The organism is Terrabacter sp. AAH1, assembly GCF_054456855.1.
Genome location: NZ_JBTJJV010000010.1, coordinates 113,100 through 127,026, shown reverse-complemented (window position 1 = coordinate 127,026; position 13,927 = coordinate 113,100). Strand labels below are relative to the sequence as shown.

12 protein-coding genes are annotated in these 13,927 nt (G+C 73.2%); 3 read left to right on the top strand and 9 right to left on the bottom strand.

All coding sequences use genetic code 11. The features are described from left to right. Nucleotides 1-211: 211 nt before the first annotated feature. Nucleotides 212-2,296: a multicopper oxidase family protein gene (locus ACXR8F_RS15645; protein ID WP_458801828.1), complete on the top strand. Its 2,085-nt coding sequence runs from the start codon at nt 212-214 to the stop codon at nt 2,294-2,296. 431 nt (nt 2,297-2,727) lie between these two features. Here the strand turns inward: ACXR8F_RS15645 and ACXR8F_RS15640 are convergent, their stop codons facing one another. After that, complete coding sequence (locus ACXR8F_RS15640) at nt 2,728-4,845, bottom strand: MMPL family transporter (RefSeq protein WP_458801826.1); 2,118 nt, start codon at nt 4,843-4,845, stop codon at nt 2,728-2,730. 55 nt (nt 4,846-4,900) lie between these two features. Here ACXR8F_RS15640 and ACXR8F_RS15635 point away from each other — a divergent pair, with 55 nt between their 5' ends. After that, a complete protein-coding gene (locus ACXR8F_RS15635) occupies nt 4,901-5,482 on the top strand; it encodes a MarR family winged helix-turn-helix transcriptional regulator (protein ID WP_458801824.1) in 582 nt (193 codons plus the stop codon). A 121-nt stretch (nt 5,483-5,603) separates the two neighbouring features. Here ACXR8F_RS15635 and ACXR8F_RS15630 read toward each other — a convergent pair whose 3' ends face one another. The 8 genes from ACXR8F_RS15630 to ACXR8F_RS15595 all read right to left on the bottom strand — a co-directional run bounded on the left by ACXR8F_RS15630 (nt 5,604) and on the right by ACXR8F_RS15595 (nt 12,932). Then, on the bottom strand, nt 5,604-6,338 hold the full coding sequence (locus ACXR8F_RS15630) for an anti-sigma factor (RefSeq protein ID WP_458801822.1): 735 nt from the start codon (nt 6,336-6,338) through the stop codon (nt 5,604-5,606). After that, nucleotides 6,322-6,894 (bottom strand): RNA polymerase sigma factor, encoded by a 573-nt coding sequence (locus ACXR8F_RS15625; protein WP_052677522.1) that lies wholly within the window; start codon nt 6,892-6,894, stop codon nt 6,322-6,324. Before ACXR8F_RS15625 ends, ACXR8F_RS15630 begins: the two co-directional genes overlap by 17 nt. A 33-nt stretch (nt 6,895-6,927) precedes the next feature. Then, the gene (locus tag ACXR8F_RS15620) at nt 6,928-7,392 is read right to left on the bottom strand and encodes a class F sortase (protein WP_458801820.1); all 465 of its coding nucleotides are present in this window, start codon (nt 7,390-7,392) and stop codon (nt 6,928-6,930) included. A 470-nt stretch (nt 7,393-7,862) separates the two neighbouring features. Continuing rightward, nucleotides 7,863-8,687, bottom strand: coding sequence for a DUF4397 domain-containing protein (locus ACXR8F_RS15615; RefSeq protein ID WP_458801818.1), 825 nt, complete (start codon nt 8,685-8,687; stop codon nt 7,863-7,865). A gap of 217 nt (nt 8,688-8,904) precedes the next feature. Next, complete coding sequence (locus ACXR8F_RS15610) at nt 8,905-10,164, bottom strand: NAD(P)/FAD-dependent oxidoreductase (protein WP_458801816.1); 1,260 nt, start codon at nt 10,162-10,164, stop codon at nt 8,905-8,907. A 5-nt stretch (nt 10,165-10,169) separates the two neighbouring features. After that, a complete protein-coding gene (locus tag ACXR8F_RS15605) occupies nt 10,170-11,036 on the bottom strand; it encodes a tryptophan-rich sensory protein (protein WP_458801814.1) in 867 nt (288 codons plus the stop codon). Between the two features lie 103 nt (nt 11,037-11,139). Then, nucleotides 11,140-11,910, bottom strand: coding sequence for a dimethylargininase (gene ddaH / locus ACXR8F_RS15600; protein ID WP_458801812.1), 771 nt, complete (start codon nt 11,908-11,910; stop codon nt 11,140-11,142). A 53-nt stretch (nt 11,911-11,963) separates the two neighbouring features. Then, nucleotides 11,964-12,932: a LysR substrate-binding domain-containing protein gene (locus ACXR8F_RS15595; protein WP_458801810.1), complete on the bottom strand. Its 969-nt coding sequence runs from the start codon at nt 12,930-12,932 to the stop codon at nt 11,964-11,966. Between the two features lie 187 nt (nt 12,933-13,119). Between ACXR8F_RS15595 and ACXR8F_RS15590 the strand changes: the two genes are divergently transcribed. Then, on the top strand, nt 13,120-13,914 hold the full coding sequence (locus ACXR8F_RS15590; RefSeq protein ID WP_458801809.1) for a MerR family transcriptional regulator: 795 nt from the start codon (nt 13,120-13,122) through the stop codon (nt 13,912-13,914). The last annotated feature ends 13 nt before the right edge of the window (nt 13,915-13,927 follow it).

Below are 13,927 nucleotides of genomic sequence, written 5' to 3'. Positions count from 1 at the left end.
CGAGATCACGCTCGGACGAACCGGGACGCACTGGGGCGCAAGCGTTTCCACGTAACACCGCTCATGGCGGAAGCACAGGAAAGCCCAGCGGCGAGAGGTGTCCCCGCCCATTCTGGAGGGGTCCACTGGTTCACCCCGGGGGACTCCGGGGCGGGGTGGCTGAGTGCGGGGAGAGTTCGCCATGGGAGGTCGCAGAGGGGCAGATGCGGGCGTGTCGAGGCGCACGTTCGTCAAGGCAGTCGGGGGTGCAGGAATCGGGTTCGCGCTGTACGCGTACCTGCCGGGAGGCGAGAAGGTGGCCGTGGCCCAGGTGCCCGGGGGGACCCTGGACCCGGCCACCATCCCGAAGTTCACCACCCCGCTCGTCATCCCACCGGTGATGGCGCGAGCGGGGACCATCAAGCAGGCCTCGGGCCCGCCCGTCGACTACTACGAGATCTCGCTGCGGCAGTTCAGGCAGCAGATCCTTCCCGCGGGCCTTCCCGCGACGACTGTGTGGGGCTACGGCGCGCTGTCGTCGGACAGCAAGCAGGGAGTGCTGCTGCACCACGCGCCCTGCCCGACGATCGAGGCGGAGCACGGTCGGCCGGTGCGGGTGAAGTGGGTCAACGAGCTCGTCGACGGCCAGGGCCGCTACCTGCCGCACCTGCTCACGGTCGACCCCACCCTGCACTGGGCGAACCCGCCGGGCGGGACGGCCGGCCGGGACTCGCGACCGGTCTTCAAGCGGACGCCGGGCCCGTACACCGGACCGGTGCCGATGGTGGTGCACCTGCACGGGGCCGTCGGCGTCGGTGACGAGAGCGACGGCTACCCGGAGGCGTGGTTCCTGCCGGCCGCGACCAACCTTCCCAGCGGGTACGCCGCGAGAGGCACCTGGTACGACTTCTTCGCGGGCAAGGCGAAGGCCGGCTATGGCGCCACGTGGGGTCCCGGCTACTCCGTCTTCCAGTACCCGAACCCCGACCGCGCGTCGACGAAGTGGTTCCACGACCACACCCTCGGGATGACGCGGGTCAACGTGTATGCCGGCGGCGCGGGGTTCTACCTCATCCGCGGTGGGCCGGACGGCGACGGAGCGGTGCGCGACGCCAGGACGGGGAGGACTGCGGTGCTGCCCGGCCCGGCCCCGAGCAAGGCCGACGGGTTCCCGACGACGAAGCGCTACTACGAGATCCCGATCGCCATCCAGGACCGGGCGTTCAACGCCGACGGATCGCTCTTCTACCCTGACTCACGCGTCTTCTTCGACGGCATCGTGCGCCCGTACATCCCGAAGGGCACGTTCTCGCCGTTCTGGAACCCGGAGTTCTTCGGCAACGCGCTCATGGTCAACGGCCGCACGTGGCCCTACCTGGACGTCGAGAAGCGGCGCTACCGGTTCCGGGTCCTCAACGGCTGCCAGTCGCGCTTCCTGATCCTCGACTTCCAGAAGATCCCGGGCATCAAGGTGTGGATGATCGGCAACGAGGGCGGCTTCCTGGCCCTGCCGGTCGACCTGACGTCGGGCCACGCGAACCGCCTGCTCATGGGTCTGGCCGAGCGCGCCGACCTCATCGTCGACTTCACCGGGGTGCCGGCGGGCAGGTACGTCCTGCGCAACGTCGGCCCGGACGAGCCCTTCGGTGGCGGTGAGCCGAGCCTCCCGGACGAGCCCGGCGACTTCGACGTCGCCGACCCCGAGAGCACGGGGCTCGTCATGGAGTTCCGGGTGGGGCCGGCCACGAGCGCCGACCTGTCTACCCCGGGTGAGGACCTGCAGCTGCCCGCGGTGGCCGCGCTGCCCGCCGAGCAGCGGTCGCGCAAGCTGGCGCTCATCGAGCTGGCCGACGTCGGTGCGGATGCCACCGGGGCCAAGGTCGAGGGCCCCATCGAGGGCGCCCTGGGCGTGGTGCACGACGGGATGGCGATGGAGCACGAGTGGATGCACCCGGTGACCGAGGACCCTGGCGTGGGCGACACGGAGGTGTGGGAGATCCACAACACGACGGCCGACGCGCACCCCATCCACCTGCACCAGGTGGCTTTCGAGGTCGTCGAACGGCAGCCGCTGCTCCTCGCGGGCGAGGAGGTCGTACAGCCGATGGTGGTCGTCGGTGAGCCGACGGGGCCCGAGCCGTGGGAGTCGGGTGTCAAGGACACGGTGACCTCGTATCCCGGACAGGTGACGCGCCTGCGTGCGCACTTCGAACGGCCCGGCCAGTTCGTCTGGCACTGCCACATCCTCGAGCACGAGGACAACGAGATGATGCGGCCCTTCCGGATCGGGCCCGTGCAGCCGGGGCAGCCCGGCTAGCCGAAGCCGTCCACCCCCGGGTCACAGCAACGACTCCCACCGACACCGGTCTGTCGGTGGGAGTCGCGCGCTCGGTGCGAGCGTGGAGCCCGGCTGGGAGGAAGGAGGCCGCGCGCCGGAAGGGAGTCCGACGCGCGGCCCCACCCGCCTCGGCCGGTTGGGGAGGGGGATCGGCCGAGACGCCGGAGGCCCGCCTGGGGGGTCAGCAGGTCTCCGCGAGGTGTCCGTCCGAGGGGATTTCAGGAAGTGCGGACAAGGGGGTCGACAGGCGTTTCAGTTGGAGCGCCGGACGGTTCGTCGACGGATCTCGAGACGTCGGCACGAACTTTCCGACACCGAGATTGAAGATCTTTGCCGAGTGTTTGTCAAGAGTTTGTAGAGGGTTGACTCCGGGGGTTCGAACCCGGCCTGCCCCCGTCGACGTGCTGCTCCTACGCGCGGGTCGCCGCCCGGTTGGAGGTCCTGTCCAAGCCGCTGTCCGACGCCTCGGACCCCGGGCCCGGGGCGCCCGTCTGCGCCGTGCCAGGGCCGACGGGGTGCGGCCGCCGCGGCCACCAGAACCGGTCGCCGAGCACGATGCCGATCGCCGGCACGAGCAGGGTGCGCACCACGAGGGTGTCGAGCAGGACGCCGATGCAGATGATGACGCCGATCTGTGCCAGCACCACGAGCGGCAGCACGCCGAGCACTGCGAAGACGGCCGCGAGCAGGATGCCGGCGCTCGTGATGACGCCACCGGTGGCAGCCAGGCCGCGCAGCATGCCGGCGCGTGAGCCGTGCGTGCGCGACTCCTCCCGGGCGCGGGTGACGAGGAAGATGTTGTAGTCGACGCCGAGCGCCACCAGGAAGACGAACGCGAAGAGCGGCGCACTGTCGTCGAGGGCCGAGAAGTCGAAGACCTTGGTGAAGATCCACCACGAGGCACCGACGCTCGCCAGGTAGGTCGCGACGACGGTCGTCACGAGGACGATGGGCGCGACGACCGAGCGGAGGAGCAGTCCCAGGGCCAGCAGGACGAGGCCCAGCACCAGCGGGAGGATGACGAACCGGTCGCGCGAGGACGCCTCGGCCTGGTCGAGGGCCACCGCCTCGGTGCCGCCGACGTGCGTCTGCGCGATGGGCGCGACCGCGGCGCGGAGGGCGCGCACGGCCTGGGTGGCCTCCTCGGTGCCGGGTGCCGCCGAGATGACGGCGTCGACCTCGGTCACGCCGCTGCCGGTGTTGACGACGCGGGCGCTCGCGACCCCCTCGACCCCGGCGGCCGCGGTGCGCACCCGCTCGGCGTCGCCCGTGGTCACGATGACCGCAGGGTCGGCGCTGCCGGCGGGGAAGGACTGGGCGAGGCGCTCGCCGGCCGCGATGGCCTCGGGCTTCTGCAGGAACTGGTCGGACTGCTTGAGCCCGGTGTCGACCGCGAAGAGCCCGGCGGCCATCGCCGCGAGGATCACGAGCGTCACGCCGATGACGCGCTTCGGGTGCGCCGCGACCCGGTCGCCGACGCGCCGCCAGAAGGAGTGGCCGTCGGCGAGGGCGTCCTCACCGACGTGGGGGACCTTCGGCCAGAAGACCCAGCGGCCGAAGCAGACGAGGGCGGCTGGAAGGACCACGAGCACGAAGGCGGCGGCGACGACGACGCCGACGGCGCAGGCGACACCGAGGCCGCGGGTCGCGGGGAACAGCGAGAGGGCCAGCGTCAGCAGGCCGACGACGACGGTGACGGCACTGGAGAGCACGGCCTCTGCCGTACGCCGCAGGGCGAGGGACATGGCCTCACGCCGGTCGTCCTGGCGGCGCAGCTCGTCGCGGTAGCGCGAGATGAGGAGGAGGGCGTAGTCGGTGCCGGCGCCGAAGACGAGGACGGAGAGGATGCCGATCGTCGACTCGTCCCAGACGAGGCCGAAGGCGGAGAGCACGTGGGTTGCGACGACGGCCGAGAGGCGGTCGGCCACACCGACGACGACGAGCGGCACGAGCCAGAGCACGGGGCTGCGGTAGGTGATCACGAGCAGCAGCGCGACGACCGAGGCGGTCGCGATGAGCAGTCGCGTGTTGGCGCCGTCGAAGACCTTCGCGAGGTCCGCCTGGACCGCTGCGGGGCCGGTGACCTGGGCCGTGACCCCGTCGGGCAGGCCCTGCTTGGCGGTGCTGCGGATGTCGGCCACGGCCTTGGAGGTGTCCGTCGCGCTCTCGGCGGCGACGGGCACGACGGCGAGGGCGGCGCTGCCGTCGTCGCTGCGCTGGAGCGGGATGCGCCCGCCGCCCGGCAGCTCACGGGCCCGCGTCTCGATGGCTGCCACGTCGGCGGTGCTCAGCCGGCCGCCTTCGCGGGTGAAGAGCACGACGGCGGTGGATCCCTTCGCCTCCGGGAGGCGCTCGCGCAGCTGGGCTGCCTTCGCGCTGTCGGAGTCGACGGGCAGCTGGTCGGTGGATGCAGCGGTGCGCGTCGCCTCGCCGAGGGCGCTCGTGACGCCCATGGCGCCGGCGAGCGCGAGAATGACGATGGCGATGGCCCACCACCGCCGCACGATGGTGTCGGTCAGACCCCGCACGAGAGACCTCCGGGTTAGGATGAGTAACTCAGTTACTCAGATGATTACTAAGTTGGTGAGTGACATTAGCACGAAGCGTCGATCCGCAACAGACGCACCCCCCGGCGACCACGGCCCTGACGACGGCACCCCGCACGCGTCCGCACGCGCGACGGGAGACGCCGTCCGCTCCGGCATCCCCGAGCTCGGGCTCGTCCCCGGGGTGCCTCAGTGGCGCACGACCGCGACCCTCGCTGCGCTCCAGGAGCTCGTCGAGGTGTCCGAGACGGTGCCGGCGGTCGTCGCGCGCCAGGCCGGCCTGTCGACCACGGAGCTGCACTCGCTGCGCCACCTCATGCGCGGACCGCTCGGACCCGTCGAGATCGGACGCCTGCTCGGTGTCACCTCGGCGGCCTCGTCGGGCGTCGTCGACCGGCTCGTCTCGCGGGGGCACGCCGAGCGTCGCTCGCACCCGGGCGACGGCCGGCGCACCGAGGTGGTCATCACCGACAGCGGACGCGCCGAGGTGCTCGCCCGCATGCGCCCGATGTTCGAGGCGCTCGCCGACCTCGACGCCTCGCTCGACGACCGTGACCGCGCCGTCGTCGAGCGTTACCTGCTCGGCGCGACCGCCGCCATGCGCAACCTCATGTCCTGAGCCCCGTCGACCGACCCCGACCTCCGCGAGGCCGACCCACCCGACCCGCCCGTGCCTTCCGTGCCGTCCGTGTCCCGGCCGCTCGGGGCCCATGGCGTATGCCGTCCCGCCGGTCGCGCCGTCAGGCGGGCAGCTGCCCTCGGAGCAGGCTGTCGCCCGAGTGGGCCGGCTTGTCGTCGAACTGCTCCTTGGAGATGTCGACGACGACGTAGCCCTGGTCGATCAGCGCCTGGGTGACCGGGAACGAGCCGGGTTCGCCGGGTCGCAGGACTCCCACGGACACCATCCGCTTGCCGTCGGCGTTGATGAGCCACACCTCGAGGTAGCCGTCTCCGGCGTCGAGGACGGTGTCGGTGCTGACCTGCAGGTCGAGGCCCGAGGCTGCGCGCACGAGCGTGGCCTCGCCCTCGGTGCGTCGGGTGTCGAGGGTCGCGAGGGCCACCTGGGCGACCTGACCGCCCTCCGTCGTGCCCCAGATGGCGCGTCCGGTGAGCAGCCCGACGACGAGGCTGGCGGCGACGAGGGCGGCGGCCCACGCTGCCGTACGCCGCCGACCGGGTCGATCGAGCCGGACGACGGGTGCCGACGGTGCGGCGGGCGCCGTTCCGGAAGCGTCGGGAGCCTCGGGTATCGCGTCCTCGGCGGTGTCGAGCTGGGCCGCGACCCTCGCCCAGACAGCGTCGTCCGGAGCCTGCCACCCGGCATACGGGCCGGGGTTGGAGACGAGGCTCACGGTGCGGCGGAGGTCGGTCACCGCGGAGGAGCACGCCGCGCACTGCGCGACGTGGGCCGACACGTCGCCGGCCGGCTCGCCCAGGGCGAGGTCGACCAGCTCGTCGTCACTCGGGTGAGACACGTTCCACCTCCTTCAGTCGATCTCTCAGTGCCATCAGGCCCCGGCGCACGTGGCTCTTGACCGTGCCGAGGGGCAGGTCGAGGGCCCGGGCGATGTCCTCGTGGGTGCGGTCCTCGATGAATGCCATGCGCAGCACCGTCGCGCGCGGGTCACCCATCCGTTCCAGCTCGTGCACCAGCAGCAGCCGCTCCGCCCAGTCCGAGTCGCCGGCGGCGTCGGGTGCGGTCGCGACCTCGGAGGCGACGGCCTGCAGGTTGCGGTGGGCCCGGTAGCGCTCGGCCCGCACGTCGGCCACCCGGTGCTTCGTGATGCCCACGAGCCAGGCGGCCGGGGAGCCGCGGTCGGGACGCAGGGTCGCCCGGCCCCGCCACGCGGCGACGAAGACCTGCTGGACGACGTCCTCGGCGTCCTCACGGGTGCCGAGGGCACGCAGCGCGATGGTGTGCACGAGGGGTGACCAGCGGCGGTACATCTCGGCGAGCGCCTCGCGGTCGCCGCCGGACAACCGGGCGGCGAGCTCGGCGGACTCGACATCAGGGTCGTCGTGCACGTGCACGAGTACACCTAACCACGGCATGTCGGCTCACGCTCACGTCATCGGCACGGCCGTCACGACGACGTTCTCGTCGTACCGCCGGCGTTCTCTGTCGAACTCACCGCCGCAGGTCACCACGTGCAGGCGGGGCGGGCCGTCGCGGGCGAAAAGGGCGGCCAGGTCGAGCGAGGTCTTGCGGACGCTCGCGACGCCGGTCACCCGGAAGCGGTGCGTCGTGGCCGCCGAGCGCACGGTGATGACGTCACCGGCGCGCAGGTCCTCGACCTTGGCGATCGGGCCGATGCCGTAGCCCGGCATGTCGAGGTGGGCCGCCAGGACGGTGGCACCGGCGCGGTCGCCGGGACGTGGTCCGTAGCGGTACCACCCGACCTGCGCCGGGGTGGCGGGCAGCGCCATCTCGCCGTCCCGGGCCACCCCCTGGGGGACGACCGGCATGTCGATGCCCAGGCGCTGGATGGTCAGCTGCTCCGGCATGCCCTGTCGACTGTCGGCTGGCACGGCCGGAACCGTCGCGGGTCTGGCGGACACCGGGGTCGACGAGGGCTCCGAGGGGGACGCTCCGGCGGCGGGCGCACGCGCCGCCGGAGCGCCGGGCGCGCTGGACGGTGCCGTGACCGACCGGATCCCCTCACTCCCGGCAGGGCGTGCGCTCTGCTGCGGGCGCGTCAGCCACGCCACCGCCAGCCCGGCCAGGAGGGCCGCCGCCAGTGCGGCGGCCACGGTCCGGGCTCCCCGAGCCCCCGCCGGGACGTGCCCCCGAACACGCCCCGGCACGGGTCCCTCGGTCCCGACCCCGGCTCCGGCCTCCCGCCCCTCGGCGAACGGGGCGGGAGGGTCGCCGGCCGCTGCGCGGCGCCGCGACGGGGTGACGTGCGCGTCGGCGACGTCGTCCCGCGTCACGAAGCCGGCTCGGGCGGCCGTCCGGTGCTGTGGGCCGGGCATGGGGGCTCTCCTCGGGTGTGGGCCGCTCAGCTCTCGGCGCGTGCCGACCGGCGACGCGTCACGAGCACGAGCGCTCCGGCCGCGGCTGCCGCACCGGCGACGGCCGAGTAGCGGGCGACGTCGGAGGACTGCTGCGCGGCGGCGACCTGTCCGCCCGCGCCGGCGGGCACGCCGCCGGGAGCGGAGTGCATGCCGGAGATGGTCTGCACCGCGAGCTTGAGGTTCTTGTCGGCGGCGCTGCCCCAGGCGTACACGATGGTGTTCGTGCCCTCCTTGAGGTCGAGGTCGGCGGGGCCGATCGCGACGTCGGACGTCCCGGCGAGCACGACGTCGGCCTTGATGGTGCCCGCGCCGACGACGGCCTTCGCCTCGTTCGGGTTGGTCAGGCCCTTGAGCGCAGCGGTGCCGTTGGCCCTGACGTCGACGGCGGGAGCCGCAGCGGTGTGGCGGACCGTCAGCCGGGCCTTGCCCGCCGGCACCTTCGAGGTGTCGTTGACGAACGGGGTGAGCACCGGCTTGCCGGCCTCCGACAGGTGGGCCACCACGGTGACGTTGGCGCCGCCCGGGACCTGCACGTCCTTGGCCTCGATGACGGCGGCGCCGCCGGCGCCGGCCCCCGCCTGGGTGACCTTGAGGTCGTAGGTGCCCTCGGGGAGCATCAGCGGGTCGGTGAGCGTGCCGGGCTTGAAGTTGGTGAGCAGGGCCTTGCCGTTGGCGTAGACGTCGACCGTCGCACCGGGCACGCCGTGAAGCACCGAGACGGTGGCGTCGGCGGCGTGTGCGGGGGCCGCGACGAGGGCGGCGGGGGCGAGGGCGAGCGAAGCGGCGGCGGCGATGCGGATGGACTTCATGGTCGTTCCTTTCCGGTGTGAGTTCTCGAGTGCGACCGGGTCGCTCTCGTCGGGCGGACGTTCCAGGAGGGGAGGTGCGCGGTCGACGGCGTGGGGTGCCGTCTGTCTCCTACTTCCGGGTGGACACCCGCCCCGGATGCACCGGAGCCGATCTTTTTCCGCGAAGTCTCGCCGCGCGCCCGACGGGGTCGTCGCAGCGGGTCTCGCCGACCGCCCCTCAGAGGGACGCGTGAGCCGCCTCGGCCGTGCGGTGTCCCGAGACCAGGGCGCCCTGGATCGATGCGGTGTCGCGGTGGTCGCCGCACACGAAGACGCCGTCACCGAGGTCGACGGACGAGCGTGCCTGCAGCGGTGGCGCCATCGCCGGCAGCGCGGCCTCGACGCGGTGCCGGGTCACGAGCCGCCACCCGGAGGTGTCGCAGCCGTAGATCTCGCCGACGTGGCGCAGGACGTCGGCCTGGGACGCGTCGCCGTCGGGCCGGTCGAGCAGGCAGGTGGCCTCGACGAGGTGCCGCGCGGGCGGGGCGTAGCTGGGCGCCGCCGCGGTCATGACCGCCGCGTTCCACACCGGCCCGGGTGCTTGGTCCCCGGACCGTCGTCCGTCGACGGCGACGAAGGGGAGCGCGTGCGGCGCCTCCGGGGCGTCGAACCACCACGTCACCAGCCCCCGGACGTGCGGCTCGGGTAGGCCCGTGAGCGCCGAGGCGCCGAGCGGGTCGGTCGCCACGACGGCGCGGCGGGCGCTCAGGACCCCCTCCCCGGTCCGGACCTCGACCCTGCCCTCGGTGCCACCCTCGACCGGCACCACCGCCTCGACGCGACGGTTCAGGCGCACGCGGTCACCCAGCCGTTCGGCCAGCTGCCGGGGAAGGGCTTGCATGCCGAGTGCCGGCACCGAGGGTCGACCGAGCGCGAACATCCGCACGAGCAGCTTGGTGAAGGTTGCCGAGGATCGCCCGTGGCTGTCGACGAGCACGCCGGCGAGGAAGGGCTCGAGGACCTCACGGCGCAGCCGTCCCGTCACACCAGCGCGGTCGAAGGACTCGGCGAGCGTGCAGTCCTGTTGCGCCAGAACGCCTTTCGGGTCGACCATCACGCGCCCGGCCCACCGGCCCAGTGCCGCCAGCTCGACGGGGTTCGCGTAGCCGCTGCGCAGGGTGGCAGCGAGTCGGCGCGGCTCCCGCACCGGGTCGGCCACCACCTTGAGGCCGTCGGGCCGGCGGACCAGCACCCCGGCGCCGAAGGGTTTGAGGTCGAGCGACTCGAGGTCGACCCATCGACGGACGGCCGGGTAGGCCGGGTTGAGCACCTGGAACCCGCGGTCGCAGCGGAAGCCGTCGACGACGTCGGTGCGGATGCGCCCTCCGACGGCATCGGCCGACTCGAGGACGAGCACCTCGCGGCCCAGCTCGGCGAGTCGCACCGCGCACCGCAGGCCGGCAAGGCCCGCGCCCACGACGACGACGTCGGCGTCCACGGCGCTCAGCCCTCCGGCTGGAGCCGGGCCGCCGAGCGGTCGCGGGTGTCGCGGGTGTCGCGTGACCCGGCGGGCGTGTGCCAGCGGGCCGCGGCACCGAGCACCACGAGGGCAGCCACCACGGCGGCGATCCCGGTGACGAGCGAGCGGGGCGTGTCGGCGATGCGTCCCACCGCGATCCAGGCCAGGCCCCACGACATGGCCCCGGCCACGGCCCAGCGACCGCCGAGACGACGCGCGAACAGCACCCCGAGACCGCCGGCGACGGCGAGGACCAGCACGGCCGCGACCTGGTTGAGCCAGGCACTGAGGTCGACGCCCGAGTCGACCAGTGCCGCAGTGATGTTCGCGCACGTGGCCACCGCGACCCAGCCGAGGTAGGCGCCGAAGGTGCCGTCGACGACAACCGTCTCGATCGGCGAGGCGGCGGGCGCCTCGGTGAGGCGTCGCAGCAGCACGCCGAGCGTCAGGGCGAGCGCGACGATCACGACGACGCTCACCCAGATCCATCCCTGCTGCGTCACGAGGAGCCACCCCGCGTTCAGCACCATCGAGGCCGCGGCGAGCCAGCCGGTGCTGCGCACCCGGGCGCGCACGGCGTTGGTGGGCAGCGCCTGCCACACGGCATACGCCAGGAGCCCGAGGTAGATGGGCGTCCAGATCGAGAAGGCCGGGGTGGCCGGCGCGATGAGCGTCGCCGTGGCCGCGAGTGCGCCACCCGATGACTCCTCGACGCGGGTGCCGAACACCCCGAGGCCCACGAGCGTGCCCACGACGCAGAACACCTCGGCAGCGACGACGGTGGCGCGGCGCACCTGGTCGGTCGGCGTCAACCCGCGCTCGTGCGCTGGTCGTGCAGGTCGTGTGGTCATGCCCTCACCTCGATCGCTCGGGAGATTGCTCATCCAGTTAGCGACCTTAGCAAACCGCGACCCGTCGCACGGCCCCGGGGCCGGGGCCCGAGGGCGTATGCCGCTAGCCGCGCAGCCGCACGGAGAGGCAGGTGACGCAGCCCTCGAGCTTCTCGAACTCGGAGATGTCGACCATCGTCACGTCGAGCCCTCTCGCCGCGAAGAGCTGGGCGGTACGGGGTGCCGCCGCCGACATGAGCACGGACTGCCCGCCGAGCAGCACGACGTGGGCGCCCGGCTCCTCCGGCACGGGCAGGAACCGGGGCCACACGGTGGGGTCGTCGACGAGGGGGAGGTGGCCGACGACAGTGCCGTCGGGCAGGGCGGTCACGGCCGACTTGAGGTGCAGCACCTTGGAGACCGGCACCGGCACGACGTCGACGCGGTGACCCTCCAGGGCCCGGGCGAGCTGCGCGACGCCGTCGTGGTTGGTGCGCCCGCCGACCCCGACCCACACGTGGTGGCCGTGCTTGAGCACGTCACCTCCGTCGAGCGTGCCGGGCCCCTCGATCTCGACGGTGCGGTAGCCGTGTGCCTCGACGGCCTCGCGCACGCCGGCGCGCTCGCCCCGCCGCTCGGGGGCGCCGGAGCGGCACAGCACCGCCACGTCGCCGTGGACGACGACCTGGTCCTCGATGAAGACGCCGTCGGGGCAGTCGTCGGCGGCCGGTGCGTCGACGACCGACCAGCCGCGGCGACGCAGCACGTCGACGTACTCCTGCCACTGCCGCAGGGCCAGGTCCGCGTCGACCGTCGTCGACCGCTCGAGGTGTGTCACGATCCCGTCCGCGAGTCGGGGCGAGGGGCGGCGGACGAGCGCGAGGCGACGATGCACGCGCTCACCCTATGGGTGGCGGAACGAGGCCGACCGGGCGCGCTCGTCGCCCGTCAGGACGCGAGCGTCGGCTTCTCCTCCGAGCGCGCCGTCGGCCACCACCCCTGGGTCTGTGCCGTGTGGGTCAGCTGCTCCCGGTACGCCGACCCCGCGGCCCGCACGCACCGCTCGACGTCCTCCTCGCCGATCGAACCGAGCCGCCAGCGCAGCACGCGCCGGGCGATGATCGGCTGGTCGCAGAGCGGGCGCAGCACCCCACCGGGCGGGGCCGCGGCGGTCGGCACCGCGAACGAGACCGCGCGCCCGGTCACGACGGCCGGCCACAGCGGCCCCAGGTCGTGCGGCCCGTACGACGACCGGAGCGTGACGCCGAGCGCGCCGAGCACCGAGCTCGTCGCCTCGGAGCCGGGGTCGATCTCGACCGGGGGCAGGATCCAGTCCTCGTCCGCGAGGTCCCGGATGTCGACGCAGCGCTGGGCCGCGAGCGGGTGCGTCGCGGAGAGCGCTACGAGCAGCGGCTCGCGCTCGACGATGAGGCGCTCGCCGACGTCCGCGCGCTCCTTCGTGCGCGCGGCCGCCAGCGCGATGACGACGGCGACGTCGATGCGGCCGTCGCTGATGGCCTCCGTCGTGGTGGTGCCGGTGAGCGGCGGCACGGGCAGCAGTGGCCGCCGCATGTCGGTCGCATAGGCGTGGCTGACGAACGAGGTGAAGTAGCGCAGCGAGTCGGACGAGATGCGCAGCGGGCCCTCGCCGGACTGGTGGCCGCGCACGTCCTCGCGGAGCAGCGCCACCTCGTTGACGACGGCCCGGGCCCGCGCCGCGACCCGCTCGCCGATCGCCGTGCACGAGACCGAGTCACCGCTCGTGCGGAACAGGGAGCAGCCGAGTGCCCGCTCGATGCGGCCCACCTCCGAGCCCAGGGCTGCCGGCGACACGCCGAGGACGGCAGCCGCCGCGGGCAGGCTGCCCTGCTGCGCGACCACCGCGATGACACGCAGGTGCCGGACCTCGAGCTCCACGGTTCCGAGAGTAGGGCGACCCGGGCCCGGCCGCCGCCCGACGGCTCGGCGCCCCCGCCCCCCTTGCTCGAGGCAGGGGGCGCCTTGCACGCGGGAGGAGGCGCACGGCATACGCACTCGTCATCGGGTCGGTCTCGTCTTGAATGGGCTTGACCCTCACGCGACGTGAGGCGACACGCTCGGTGCCATGACCGGAAGGACGCAGGAGATGACCACCTGGACGGTGGGGCAGGTCGCCGACCTCTTCGGCGTGACGGTGCGCACGCTGCACCACTACGACGAGATCGGCCTGCTCGTCCCGAGCGAGCGCTCGCGGGCGGGCTACCGGCTCTACACCGACGAGGACCTCGTCCGCCTGCAGCAGGTCGTGGTCTACCGGCGGCTGGAGCTGCCGCTCGACGAGATCGCGACCCTGCTGGACGGCGGCGAGGACGCGGCCGACCACCTGCGCCGTCAGCGCGCGACGGTCATGACCCGGCTGGACGAGCTGCGCGAGCTCGTCTCGGCCATCGACCGAGCACTGGAGAGAGAGATGAACGACCGACCCGCCACGCCCGACGACCTCAAGGAGCTCTTCGGCGACGGCTTCAGCGACGAGTACCAGCAGGAGGCGCAGGAGCGCTGGGGCGAGTCCGACGCGTGGAAGCAGTCGGCGGCCCGGACCAAGCGCTACACGAAGGCCGACTGGGCCGAGGTCAAGGCCGAGATGGAGGCCGTGAACTCGGCCTTCGTCCGGGCCCTGCAGTCGGGCGAGCCCGCGACGGGCGAGGCGGCGATGGACGCCGCCGAGCAGCACCGCCGCCACATCCACGACCGCTTCTACGACCTCGACCACACCTTCCACCGCGGGCTCGCCGACATGTACGTCGCCGACCCGCGCTTCACGAAGACGTACGAGGACATCGCCCCCGGCCTCGCGGCATACGTGCGCGACGCGATCCACGCGAACGCCGACCGCCACGGGGCGGCGACCGACAGGTGAACGCGGCGGGGGA

Bases quoted from the DNA above. Each gene is read 5' to 3' on its own strand.
- ACXR8F_RS15615 (WP_458801818.1), bottom strand. From the start codon at position 8,687: ATGAAGTCCATCCGCATCGCCGCCGCCGCTTCGCTCGCCCTCGCCCCC.
- ACXR8F_RS15590 (WP_458801809.1), top strand. From the start codon at position 13,120: ATGACCGGAAGGACGCAGGAGATGACCACCTGGACGGTGGGGCAGGTC.
- ACXR8F_RS15605 (WP_458801814.1), bottom strand. From the start codon at position 11,036: ATGACCACACGACCTGCACGACCAGCGCACGAGCGCGGGTTGACGCCG.